Here is an 11,816-nt window from a genome sequence, read left to right as displayed (position 1 = left end):
ATCCGGTGGCAGTGACTGGATGTACCAGAACGGCCGGCTCGCGCACATCGCGTGACGCGAGTACGGAATGCACTTCTCGACAGAGATTCACCGATGAGACGGAGGAACCGTGGCCCTTCCCCAGTTGACCGATGAGCAGCGCGCTGCTGCCTTGGAGAAGGCGGCACAAGCTCGTCGTGTCCGGGCTGAGCTCAAGGAACGCCTCAAGCGCGGCGGAACCGACCTCAAGCAGGTCCTCAAGGACGCCGAAGAGGACGAGATCCTCGGCAAGATGAAGGTGTCCGCACTGCTCGAGGCTCTGCCCAAGGTCGGCAAGGTCAAGGCTCAGGAGATCATGACCGAGCTGGAGATCGCACCCACCCGCCGCCTGCGCGGACTGGGCGATCGTCAGCGCAAGGCGCTTCTCGCCAGGTTCGACTTCGAGGCCTGACAGCGACGTGTCGACCGACAACGAGTCGACGGCAGTGTCGAGCGAGGACTCCTCGCTCAGGAAGGGCCGGCTGGTGGTACTGGCCGGCCCTTCCGCCGTCGGTAAGTCCAGTGTGGTCGCGAAGGTGCGTCAGCAGCTTCCCGATCTGTACTTCAGCGTGTCGGCGACGACGCGCGATCCCCGCCCCGGCGAGGTGCACGGACAGGACTACCGGTTCGTGGACGCAGCGGAGTTCGATCGCATGATCGAGGCCGGTGATCTCCTCGAATGGGCGGAGATCCACCGTGGCCTGCACCGCAGCGGTACGCCCGCCGAGCCCGTGCGTCGCGCGCTCGCCGCCGGTGAGCCGGTTCTCCTCGAGGTGGATCTGCAGGGTGCGCGCGCGGTCCGTGCCGCCGCCCCGGAGGCTCTGCTCGTGTTTCTCGCGCCGCCCTCCTGGGACGTGCTGGTGGGTCGGCTCACCGGCCGCGGCACCGAACCGCAGGACGTCATCGAGCGTCGGCTCGAGACCGCGCGCGAGGAACTGGCGGCCTCCGACGAGTTCGACACGGTCATCGTGAACGACGATGTCGACCGAGCGTGCGCGGAGTTGGTATCCTTGTTGGTCGGTGGCGTCCCGAACGGTGAGTTCGGGACCGCGTGACCGCACAGGTAACACCAGTTTTCTCTTCCGAGGCATCCGCCCCGGTGAATCTTCAGGAGCATTTGTGAGTAGTCCCTTGGCGAACGTGTCCGATTCCTTCTCCCGTATCGACGTGGCGACGTACGACACCCCGCTGGGCATCACCAACCCGCCCATCGACGAGCTGCTGGACCGGACGTCGTCGAAGTACGCGCTGGTCATCTACGCCGCCAAGCGCGCGCGTCAGATCAACGACTACTACAACCAGCTCGGTGACGGCATCCTCGAGTACGTCGGCCCCCTCGTCGAACCGGGTCTGCAGGAGAAGCCGCTGTCCATCGCCATGCGCGAGATCCACGCCGACCTTCTCGAGCACGTCGAAGGGGAGTGAGTTCCCTGTCTCCCTCGGACACGACGACACGGCGTCACGTCGTGGTCGGTGTCGGGGGAGGGATCGCCGCGTACAAGGCGTGCGGGCTGATCCGCCACTTCACCGAGGCGGGTGACGACGTCCGCGTCGTCCCCACCGAGTCGGCGCTGCAGTTCGTCGGCCGGGCGACCTTCGAGGCGTTGTCGGGCAACCCGGTGCACACCGGAGTGTTCGCCGACGTGCCGGAGGTACCGCACGTCCGCCTCGGCCAGAACGCCGATCTCGTCGTCGTCGCCCCGGCCACGGCCGACCTGCTGTCGCGGGCCGCTGCCGGACGCGCCGACGACCTGTTGACGGCGACGTTGCTCACCGCGCGGTGCCCGATCGTGTTCGCGCCGGCCATGCACACCGAGATGTGGGACCACCCCGCGACCGTCGAGAACGTCGCGACGTTGCGACGGCGCGGTGTCACGGTGATCGAGCCGGCCTCGGGTCGGCTCACCGGCAAGGACACCGGAGCGGGCCGTCTGCCCGAGCCGGACGAGATCGCCGGCATCGCCGAGCTGCTGCTCGAGCGACCCGATGCGCTGCCTCGTGACCTCGAGGGGCGGCGCGTCGTCGTCTCCGCCGGCGGCACGCGCGAGCCGTTGGACCCGGTGCGGTTCCTCGGCAACCGCAGCTCCGGCAAGCAGGGTTACGCGCTCGCGCGGGTCGCCGCCCAGCGCGGTGCCGACGTGCTGCTGATCTCCGGCTACACCAGCGACCTGTCCGCTCCTGCCGGTGTCCGCGTCGAGACGGTCCGCACCGCCGAGGACATGCGCACCGCGGTCACGGCCGCCGCCGTCGGTGCCGACGCCGTGGTCATGGCCGCCGCCGTCGCCGATTTCCGGCCGACGACGCTCGCCACCAGCAAGATCAAGAAGGGTGCCGACGAGCCGGACACCATCCCGCTCACGCGCAACGCCGACATCCTGGCCGGCCTCGTCGCGGCACGCGATGCCGGTGACCTGGCCGCCGACGCCGCGATCGTCGGCTTCGCGGCCGAGACCGGCGACCAGCACGGCGACGTGCTGACGCATGCCCGCGCCAAGCTGGCACGCAAGAAGTGCGACCTCCTGGTTGTGAATGCGGTCGGTGAGGGTAAAGCATTCGAGATGGACGACAACGACGGCTGGATCCTGTCCGCGGACGGGACCGAGCTGGCGCTCGAACACGGATCGAAGGCGCTCATGTCGTCTCGTGTGATCGATGCGTTGGTGCCCCTGTTGCGCGTGCGTCAACCGTTACCGACGTCGCAGGAGTGTACGAGCGCCGACGACTCGCGGTGACCCGCAGTACTCGAGACGTCGGTGGCTCCGTCTATCGTCGACTGGCGTCTCGGGGAGCGGTTCGATCATGTCGACACATTCATGCGTGTACGAGAGGAAACATCTGTGAGCACGTCCGCCAGTCGGCTCTTCACCAGCGAGTCCGTCACCGAGGGTCATCCCGACAAGATCTGTGACGCCATCAGCGACTCCATCCTGGATGCGCTCCTGACCGACGATCCGCGCGCACGCGTCGCCGTCGAGACCCTGGTGACCACCGGGCAGGTTCACGTCGCCGGTGAGGTCAACACCACCGCCTACGCCGACATCCCGCACATCGTGCGCGAGAAGGTGCTCGAGATCGGCTACGACTCGTCGGCCAAGGGCTTCGACGGCAACTCCTGTGGCGTCAACGTCGCCATCGGCGCGCAGTCGCCCGAGATCGCCCAGGGCGTCGACAACTCGCACGAGTCCCGCGTCGAGGGTCTGACCGACGACGAGATCGACCGTCAGGGTGCCGGCGACCAGGGCCTGATGTTCGGCTACGCCATCAAGGACACACCCGAGCTCATGCCGCTGCCGATCGCACTGGCGCACCGGCTGTCGCGTCGCCTCACCGAGGTGCGCAAGACCGAGGTGCTGCCGTACCTGCGTCCCGACGGCAAGACCCAGGTCACCATCGAGTACGAGGGCAACAAGGCCGTTCGCCTCGACACCGTGGTCATCTCCACCCAGCACGCGGCCGACATCGATCTCGACAACATGCTGACCCCGGACATCCGGACCCATGTCCTCGAGGCCGTACTGGCCGAGCTCGGGCACGACTCGCTCGACACCTCGTCGGTACGCCTGCTCGTCAACCCCACCGGCAAGTTCGTCCTCGGCGGGCCGATGGGCGACGCCGGCCTGACCGGTCGCAAGATCATCGTCGACACCTACGGCGGCTGGGCCCGCCACGGCGGCGGCGCGTTCTCGGGCAAGGATCCGTCGAAGGTCGACCGCAGCGCTGCGTACGCGATGCGGTGGGTGGCCAAGAACGTCGTGGCCGCAGACCTTGCAGAACGAGTCGAGGTGCAGGTCGCCTACGCCATCGGCAAGGCCGCTCCCGTCGGTCTCTTCGTCGAGACGTTCGGATCCGAGAACGTGGATCCGCTCAAGATCCAGTCCGCCATCACCGACGTGTTCGACCTGCGTCCCGGCGCGATCATCCGTGATCTGGACCTGCTGCGTCCGATCTACGCGCCCACCGCGGCGTACGGCCACTTCGGCCGCACGGACATCGATCTGCCGTGGGAGAACACCGACCGTGCCGAGAAGTTGCGGTCCGCCGCAGGTCTGTGACGTCTCGCTCCACTTCGTGATCATCGTCTGAAAGGGGTCGGTCGGTGAGTGCCACCGCATCCGGTGTGCGCTCACCGGCCCCCACCCGGCCCATCGCCCGCGTGCTTCCCATGCTCGCGTTGTCCCACCTCGATCGCGATTTCGACTACGTCGTCCCCGCCGAACTCGATGCCGTGGCGCAACCCGGTGTGCGTGTGCGCGTCCGCTTCGCCGGGCGTCTGGTCGACGGGTTCCTGCTCGCCCGCCTCGACACCAGCGACCATCCGGGGAAGCTGGGCTTCCTCGACAAGGTGGTCTCCGCCGAGCCGGTGCTCGGCCCCGAACTGCTCGGTCTCGTCGACGCCGTCGCGACGCGCTACGCCGGCACCCGTCCGGACGTTCTTCGTCTCGCGGTCCCACCCCGACACGCGCGGGTGGAGAACGAATCTCTCGCCTCCGGTGTGCAGTCGATCCCCGTCCTTCGCCGCGACGAGTGGTCCGCGTACCGGCACGGCGCCGAGTTCCTCGACGCGCTCGGCGGCGGTCGGGCGCCGCGGGCGGTCTGGCAGGCGTTGCCGGGGGAGGACTGGGCGGCCCGGCTCGCCGACCTGGCAGCCGTGGCCGTGTCGTCGGGACGGGGAGCCGTTCTCGTCGTCCCGGACCAGCGCGATCTCGATCGCGTGGACACGGCCTGCCGAGCCGTCCTCGACGACGACGCGGTGGTCGCGCTCGCCGCGGGGCTCGGTCCCGCAGAACGCTACCGACGGTGGCTCGCCGCCGCTCGTGGCCGCGCTCGCGTCGTGATCGGAACGCGCAGCGCAGTCTTCGCCCCGGTGCACGACCCGGGATTAATGGTGGTCTGGGACGACGGCGACGACTCGTTGTCGGAACCGCGTGCGCCGTACCCCCACGCCCGCGAGGTCGCGTTGCTGCGTGCACACCGAGCCGGGTGCGCCGCGGTGGTGGGCGGTTTCTCCCGGACGGCGGAGGCACAGGCTCTGGTCGAGACGGGGTGGGCGCACGATCTCGTGGCCACCCGTGACACCGTCCGCGGGCGCGTTCCACGAGTCACCGCTCTCGCGGACAGCGACCACGCGCTCGCCCGCGACCCCGGAGCGCGCGCGGCGCGACTCCCGGCGATCGCCTTCGCGGCGGCCCGAGCGTCGCTCACCGCCGGGCACCCCGTGCTGGTCCAGGTCCCGCGGCGCGGGTACGTGCCCTCCCTCGCCTGCTCCAAGTGCAGGACGCCCGCCCGGTGCCGACGGTGCCACGGACCCCTGGCGCTGCCGTCCGCGCCCGGTGCCGACGGCGCGGGCAGCCCCACGTGCAGGTGGTGCGGCACCGCCGACCCGTCGTACTCGTGCCCCACGTGCGGTTCACGAGCACTGCGCGCCGTCGTGGTCGGCGCAGGACGGACTGCCGAGGAGCTGGGCCGGGCGTTCAGCGGCGTCACAGTGCGACAGTCCGGCGGCACCTCGGTGCTCGACACTGTGCCGGCCGGCCCGGCCATCGTCGTGTCCACCGTGGGCGCCGAACCCGTCGCGGACGGCGGCTACGGTGCCGCGCTGCTGCTGGACGGGTGGGCGCTGCTGGGTCGAGCGGATCTGCGCGCCGCAGAGCAGACCCTTCGCCGCTGGATGGCCGCCGCCACCCTCGTGCGCCCGTCGGCCGAGGGCGGTGAGGTGGTCGTGGTCGCGGATTCGGGACTGCCCACCGTGCAGGCATTGGTGCGGTGGGACCCGGTCGGACACGCGCGCACCGAACTCTCCGAACGCACCGAGGTCGGGTTTCCACCCGCGGTGCACATCGCCGCCGTGGACGGCACCACCGAATCGCTGCGCGCCCTGCTGGACTCGGCGCGGCTCCCGGACGACGCCGTCACGCTGGGACCCGTGGACCTGCCACCCGGCGAGCGGCTGCCGTTCGGCAGCGAGATCGACGCCGACTCGTCCGCGCCCGTCGAGCGGATGCTGGTCCGCGTCCCGCGATCGTCCGGTGCCGCCCTCTCCCGCGCACTCGGTGAGGCACGGGCCGTGGTGGGAGCGAAGAAGACCGCGTCGGCGCTGCGAATCCAGGTCGACCCGCTCCGCATAGGGTGAACGGCGTGCGCCTCGTCTTCGCCGGTACTCCCGACCCCGCTCTCCCGTCGCTGCGGCGACTGCTCGACTCCTCCCGTCACGAGGTGGTCGGTGTGCTCACCCGACCCGACACGGTGGCCGGTCGAGGGCGCAAGGTCGTGCGATCGCCCGTTGCGATGCTGGCCGACGAGCACGGCATCTCGGTGCTGCAGCCCGCGAAGCCGTCCGACCCCGAGGCGATGGCCGCGCTCCGCGATCTGGAACCGGACTGCTGTCCCGTCGTCGCCTACGGCGCGCTGCTGCCACAGCCCGTGCTCGACATTCCGCGACACGGCTGGATCAATCTGCACTTCTCCTTGCTGCCGGCCTGGCGCGGGGCCGCGCCGGTGCAGGCCGCGATCGCCGCGGGTGACGAGGTCACCGGCGCGTCGACGTTCCTCCTCGAGCAGGGGCTGGACACCGGTCCGGTGTACGGCGTCGTGACCGAGAGGGTGCGCCTCACGGACACCGCCGGGGATCTGTTGACCCGGCTCGCGGACAGCGGGAGCCAGTTGCTCGCGTCCACCCTCGACGGGATCGACGACGGTGCACTGCAGGCGGTTCCGCAGTCGGGCGACGGCGTGTCACACGCGCCCAAGGTGACCGTGGAATCGGCCCGCATCGACTTCGGTCGCCCGGCGCACCTGATCGACCGGCACGTCCGGAGTGTGACACCGGCACCCGGAGCGTGGACCGAGATCGGCGACGTCCGCGTCAAGATCGGTCCGGTGACGATCACCGACGAGGAGCTCGAACCCGGGCGCGTCGAGGTACGGAAGAAGGCGGTCCTGGTGGGTACCGCGACGACGGCCGTGTCGCTCGGGCTCGTGCAGCCGCACGGCAAGAAGCAGATGGCAGCGACCGACTGGGCGCGCGGCGCCCGCGATGTGAACGGAGCGACTGCACGATGAGCGGTGAGCAGACACCGGGGTCCGGCGGTCCTCGTAAGCGTGGCGGGAAGGCCGCCGGGAAGGCCGGCGGCCGGCCGGATGGCGGGAAGGCTGGAGGCCGGCCGGCAGTGGCCGGGGGTTCGAGCAAGGCCGGTGGTCGGTCCGGGAATTCGCGTCCGAAGCAGCCGGGTCGCCCCGATCCCGCCGAGGCGGGATTGGACCCCGCACGGATCGCGGCACGGGACGTCCTGCGCGCGGTGCGGGAACGTGACGCGTACGCGAACCTGGTGCTTCCGGGTCTGCTCCGGGATCGCCGGTTGAACGAGCGTGATGCCGCCCTCGCGACGGAGTTGGCCTACGGCGCGGCCCGCGCGCAGGGGGTGCTGGACGCGGTCGTCGAGCACGCGGCCTCGCGTCCGGTGTCGGACATCGACGGTCGACTGCTGGACGTCATCCGGCTCGGTGCGTACCAGTTGCTGCGCACGCGGGTGGCTCCGCACGCGGCGGTGGCGACGTCGGTCGACCTGGTGCGCAGCGAGGCCGGGCAGGGGCAGGCAGGGTTCGTCAACGCCGTGTTGCGCCGGGTCTCCGAGCGCACGGAAGCAGAGTGGATCGAGTTGCTGGCTCCCGACGCGGAGCGAGATCCGGTGGGTCACTCAGCGTTCCGGCACGCACATCCCGCCTGGATCGCACAGGCGTTCAACGACGCGTTGGGAGCGGATGCTGCGGAGCTGGACGAGGCGCTCGCCGCCGACGACGCCCGCCCGCTGGTGCACCTGGTGGCGCGGCCCGGCGAGATCTCGGCGGACGAGCTCGCGTCGATCACCGGCGGTGAGCCCGGACCGTGGTCGCCCTATGCGGTGCATCTGGACAGTGGCGGCGATCCGGGTCGTCTCGACGCCGTGCGTGAGGGGCTGGCCGGCGTCCAGGACGAGGGCAGTCAGCTGGTCGCTCGGGCTCTGACGCTCGCGGAGCTCGACGGGCCGGACGGAGGTCGGTGGCTGGATCTGTGCGCCGGCCCCGGCAGCAAGGCTGCGCTGCTCGGCGCCATCGCGGCGATCGACGGTGCGACGGTCGATGCCGTGGAACCGTCCGAGCATCGAGCCGACCTGGTGCGCAAGACGGTGCGCGATCTCCCGGTCACCGTGCACGCGGTGGACGGTCGCGCGAGCGGACTGGACGCGGGATACGACCGCGTCCTCGTCGACGCACCCTGCACCGGTCTGGGCGCACTCCGTCGTCGCCCCGAGGCGCGGTGGCGTCGTCAGGCGAGCGACGTGGCGGGTCTGGTGACGTTGCAACGCGAGTTGCTCGCGGCAGCAGTGGAGCTGGTGCGGCCGGGCGGAGTCGTCGTCTACTCGACGTGTTCGCCGCATCTGTCCGAGACGGTCGGCGTCGTGGCCGATGCGGTCCGACGTCACGGTCTGACCGCGCTCGACACCGCGACGCTCGCGCCCGGCGTGCCGCAGGCGGCCTCGGGAACGTCGGTGCAGCTGTGGCCGCACCGGCACGGAACGGACGCGATGTTCTTCGCCGCGCTGCGCAAGGATGCCTCCTGACCGCGCTCGTTACCGGTCGGCAACGACGCGCGGGTACAACAGGAACGTGACTCCGCGACTCCTTCGACACCGCACGGCCGGGGCAGCGGTGGCCGCCCTCGCCTCGGTCGCGGTGCTGGGTGGCTGCTCGCTGTCCCCGTCGGTGACGGCAGGGACAGCCTCGGCGCGGACCGCCGACGCGGAGCGGGTGGTCGCGGCAGAGTCGGAGTGGAGCGCGGTCCGTGTGTCGGTGATCGGCGACTCGTTCTCCGCCGGCTCCATGAACGACGTGGTCTGGCCGGACGTCCTGGCGGAGGAACACGGATTCGAGGTGACCAACGCAAGCCTGGGCGGCGCCGGCTACGAGGCGGGCGACGACTATCTCGGCACCTTCGCGGACCAGGTCGCCTATGCCACCGAGGAGAACCCGACGGTCATCCTCGTGGTCGGCAGCGAGAACGACGTCGACGCGGATCCGGCGGACGTGCTCACCGATGCCACCGACCTGTACGCGTCGCTGCGCGAGCGCTCACCCGAGGCCCGCATCGTCGTCATCGGACCGATCTGGAGCGGGGAGCCGGTGAGCGAGGAGATGTGGGACGTGGACGCCGCGGTCTCCGCCGCCGCGGTGTCGGCCGGGCTGGACTACGTCGACGCGCTGCCGCAGGAGTGGCTGGCCGACCCGCTGATCATCCAGGACGACGGTGATCACCCGACCGACGAGGGTCAGTACCTCCTCGCCGGCCACATCGACGACGCTCTGATGCAGGTGGATCCGGACCTACTAGGCTGATCGCCCGTGGCCCCGACTCCGCAGCACCCGATGATCGCACCGTCCATCCTCTCCGCCGATTTCGCGCGGCTCGCCGACGAGGCCGCGGCCGTCGCGGGCAGCGACTGGCTGCACGTCGACGTGATGGACGCGCACTTCGTCCCGAATCTCACCCTGGGTTTGCCCGTGGTGGAGAGCTTGCTGAAGGCGACCGACATCCCGCTCGACTGTCACCTCATGATCGAGGACCCGGCCCGCTGGGCGCCGCCCTACGCCGAGGCCGGCGCGTACAACGTGACGTTCCACGCCGAGGCCACCGACGATCCGCGCGCCGTCGCCCGCGACATCCGGGCGGCGGGCGCGAAGGCCGGGCTGTCGGTCAAGCCCGGTACCCCGATCGAGCCGTACCTGGAGGTCCTGAAGGACTTCGACACGCTGTTGATCATGAGCGTCGAACCGGGATTCGGCGGCCAGAGCTTCATGCCGGAGGTGCTGGACAAGGCTCGCGCCGTCCGCCGGCTGGTCGATTCGGGTGAACTGACGCTGGTGATCGAGATCGACGGCGGCATCAACGCCGACACTGTGGAGCAGGCCGCTGCCGCGGGCATCGACTGCTTCGTCGCGGGCTCGGCGGTGTACTCGACCAGTGACCCCGCGGGTGCCGTGCGTTCGCTGCGTGAGTCCGCCGCGAGCGCGTCGCCCCACCTGTCCGGCCGGTGACCGGGAGCCTCGACCCGATCGATGCCGCGATGCGGCGGGCGATCGAGGCATCGGTCGCGGCGCGCGGTGTCAGCACTCCCAATCCTCCCGTCGGCGCCGTCGTCCTGGACCGGGACGGGTTGGTGGTCGGAGTCGGCGCCACCGCGGCACCGGGCGGCCCCCACGCGGAGATCGCCGCGCTCGCGGAGGCGGGCGAGCGAGCGCGCGGCGGCACCGCCGTGGTGACGCTGGAGCCGTGCGACCACACGGGACGCACGGGTCCGTGCTCGCAGGCGCTGCTGCGAGCGGGTGTCGTCCGCGTCGTGCACGCGCTCGGCGATCCGAACCCGCTGGCGGCAGGCGGCGCGGAGACTCTGCGCGGTGCCGGCGTCGAGGTACGGTCCGGCGTTCTCGCCGATCTCGCCGAGGCCGGGCCGATGCGTGCCTGGCTGCATCGGCAGCGCACCGGACGCCCGATGCTCACGTGGAAGTACGCCGCCACGCTCGACGGCCGCACCGCGGCGCCGGACGGCACCAGCCGCTGGATCACGGGGGAGACGGCTCGCGCACACGTCCACGCCGAGCGCGCGCGGATCGATGCGGTGGTGGTCGGTACCGGGACCGTGCTCGCCGACGATCCGGTGCTGACGGCGCGACTGCCCGACGGGTCGCTCGCTGCGCACCAGCCGGTGCGCGTGGTCGTCGGGCTGCGCGACATCCCTGCCGGGTCTCGGATCCTCGACGACTCCGCCCCCACCCGCGTCGTGCGCACCCGCGACCCGTTCGCGGTGATGGAGGCCCTCGCGGATCTGACCGACGTGGTGCTGGAGGGCGGATCGACGCTCACCGGAGCGTTCCTGTCGGCGGGCCTGGTCGACCGTGTCACGGCGTATCTCGCGCCTGTCGTGCTGGGCGAGGGTCCGACCGCCGTGCGGGGGACGGGTGTCGGAACAATTGCCGATGCGATGAGGTTTCGACGAGAGTCGGTGGAGACGCTGGGCGACGATCTGCTCGTCCGACTCGCTCCGCTACGGTCGTCCGACCACTGAGCCGAACAGAGATCACTGCACCAGCTGGTGCCGAGAGGATGACGAGCATGTTCACCGGAATCGTCGAGGAACTGGGCAGTGTCACCGCCAAGGAGGATCTGGCGGACGCGGCTCGCTTCACCGTGCGTGGCCCGCTGGTCACCTCCGATGCGTCGCACGGGGACTCGATCGCCGTGAACGGTGTGTGCCTCACCGTCGTCGAGGTCGCGGACGGCGCGTTCACGGCCGACGTGATGCAGGAGACACTGAACCGTTCGTCACTGCAGTCCCTGGCCGTGGGGTCACCGGTCAACCTCGAGCGTGCCGCCTCGCTCGCGTCGCGGCTCGGTGGGCATCTCGTCCAGGGCCACGTCGACGGGACCGGGGTGGTGCTCTCGCGCACCCCGTCGGACAACTGGACCGTGGTACGCATCTCGCTGCCCCGTGACATCGCGCGATACGTCGTGCACAAGGGGTCCATCACGGTCGACGGGGTGTCGCTGACGGTGTCCGCACTGGGCGGCGAGAAGGACGATCAGTACTTCGAGATCTCCCTGATTCCTACCACCCTGGCGCTCACCACACTGGGCGAGGCGGAGGCGGGAACGCAGGTCAACCTCGAGGTCGACGTGATCGCCAAGTACGTCGAGCGGTTGCAGAAGGTCGACTGAACATCGGCCCCCGCAGCGGGGGTCGTAGTCTTGAGAACACAGGATCTGCCCG

The 11,816-nt window shown here is 70.5% G+C and carries 12 protein-coding genes; all 12 read left to right on the top strand.

Annotated elements, in window-relative coordinates; all coding sequences use genetic code 11:
- Positions 1-109 precede the first annotated feature (109 nt).
- The 12 genes from mihF (at position 110) to HQ308_RS01165 (ending at position 11,764) form a co-directional block, all read left to right on the top strand.
- Positions 110-430, top strand: a complete 321-nt coding sequence (mihF, locus tag HQ308_RS01220) for an integration host factor, actinobacterial type (RefSeq protein ID WP_027505261.1) — start codon at positions 110-112, stop codon at positions 428-430.
- A 73-nt stretch (positions 431-503) separates the two neighbouring features.
- Positions 504-1,073 (top strand): guanylate kinase, encoded by a 570-nt coding sequence (gene gmk, locus HQ308_RS01215; protein ID WP_056445214.1) that lies wholly within the window; start codon positions 504-506, stop codon positions 1,071-1,073.
- A 64-nt stretch (positions 1,074-1,137) separates the two neighbouring features.
- A complete protein-coding gene (gene rpoZ, locus HQ308_RS01210; RefSeq protein ID WP_027505263.1) occupies positions 1,138-1,443 on the top strand; it encodes a DNA-directed RNA polymerase subunit omega in 306 nt (101 codons plus the stop codon).
- Positions 1,440-2,750 carry a bifunctional phosphopantothenoylcysteine decarboxylase/phosphopantothenate--cysteine ligase CoaBC gene (gene coaBC / locus HQ308_RS01205; protein ID WP_222645250.1) on the top strand — a complete coding sequence of 437 codons (1,311 nt, stop codon included), beginning with the start codon at positions 1,440-1,442 and terminating at the stop codon, positions 2,748-2,750. Before rpoZ ends, coaBC begins: the two co-directional genes overlap by 4 nt.
- Positions 2,751-2,855: 105 nt before the next feature.
- Positions 2,856-4,070 carry a methionine adenosyltransferase gene (gene metK, locus HQ308_RS01200; protein ID WP_027505264.1) on the top strand — a complete coding sequence of 405 codons (1,215 nt, stop codon included), beginning with the start codon at positions 2,856-2,858 and terminating at the stop codon, positions 4,068-4,070.
- A 110-nt stretch (positions 4,071-4,180) separates the two neighbouring features.
- Positions 4,181-6,148 carry a primosomal protein N' gene (locus HQ308_RS01195; RefSeq protein ID WP_222645432.1) on the top strand — a complete coding sequence of 656 codons (1,968 nt, stop codon included), beginning with the start codon at positions 4,181-4,183 and terminating at the stop codon, positions 6,146-6,148.
- Between the two features lie 5 nt (positions 6,149-6,153).
- Positions 6,154-7,077 (top strand): methionyl-tRNA formyltransferase, encoded by a 924-nt coding sequence (gene fmt, locus HQ308_RS01190; protein ID WP_222645249.1) that lies wholly within the window; start codon positions 6,154-6,156, stop codon positions 7,075-7,077.
- On the top strand, positions 7,074-8,615 hold the full coding sequence (locus HQ308_RS01185; RefSeq protein ID WP_222645248.1) for an RsmB/NOP family class I SAM-dependent RNA methyltransferase: 1,542 nt from the start codon (positions 7,074-7,076) through the stop codon (positions 8,613-8,615). The genes fmt and HQ308_RS01185 overlap by 4 nt, the downstream gene beginning before the upstream one ends.
- Before the next feature lie 46 nt (positions 8,616-8,661).
- The gene (locus HQ308_RS01180; protein WP_222645247.1) at positions 8,662-9,387 is read left to right on the top strand and encodes an SGNH/GDSL hydrolase family protein; all 726 of its coding nucleotides are present in this window, start codon (positions 8,662-8,664) and stop codon (positions 9,385-9,387) included.
- Positions 9,388-9,417: 30 nt separating this feature from the next.
- On the top strand, positions 9,418-10,086 hold the full coding sequence (gene rpe, locus HQ308_RS01175; RefSeq protein ID WP_056444707.1) for a ribulose-phosphate 3-epimerase: 669 nt from the start codon (positions 9,418-9,420) through the stop codon (positions 10,084-10,086).
- Between the two features lie 29 nt (positions 10,087-10,115).
- The gene (ribD, locus tag HQ308_RS01170; RefSeq protein ID WP_222645431.1) at positions 10,116-11,114 is read left to right on the top strand and encodes a bifunctional diaminohydroxyphosphoribosylaminopyrimidine deaminase/5-amino-6-(5-phosphoribosylamino)uracil reductase RibD; all 999 of its coding nucleotides are present in this window, start codon (positions 10,116-10,118) and stop codon (positions 11,112-11,114) included.
- 47 nt (positions 11,115-11,161) lie between these two features.
- Positions 11,162-11,764 carry a riboflavin synthase gene (locus HQ308_RS01165; RefSeq protein WP_222645246.1) on the top strand — a complete coding sequence of 201 codons (603 nt, stop codon included), beginning with the start codon at positions 11,162-11,164 and terminating at the stop codon, positions 11,762-11,764.
- The last annotated feature ends 52 nt before the right edge of the window (positions 11,765-11,816 follow it).

It is taken from the genome of Rhodococcus sp. BP-241 (assembly GCF_019836145.1).
GTDB lineage: Bacteria > Actinomycetota > Actinomycetes > Mycobacteriales > Mycobacteriaceae > Rhodococcoides.
This window is presented reverse-complemented; position numbering and strand designations above follow the sequence as displayed.

Coding starts and splice junctions, on each gene's coding strand:
- HQ308_RS01195 (WP_222645432.1), top strand. CDS start 4,181: ATGCTCGCGTTGTCCCACCTCGATCGCGATTTCGACTACGTCGTCCCC.
- HQ308_RS01185 (WP_222645248.1), top strand. CDS start 7,074: ATGAGCGGTGAGCAGACACCGGGGTCCGGCGGTCCTCGTAAGCGTGGC.
- rpe (WP_056444707.1), top strand. CDS start 9,418: ATGATCGCACCGTCCATCCTCTCCGCCGATTTCGCGCGGCTCGCCGAC.
- ribD (WP_222645431.1), top strand. CDS start 10,116: ATGCGGCGGGCGATCGAGGCATCGGTCGCGGCGCGCGGTGTCAGCACT.
- HQ308_RS01165 (WP_222645246.1), top strand. CDS start 11,162: ATGTTCACCGGAATCGTCGAGGAACTGGGCAGTGTCACCGCCAAGGAG.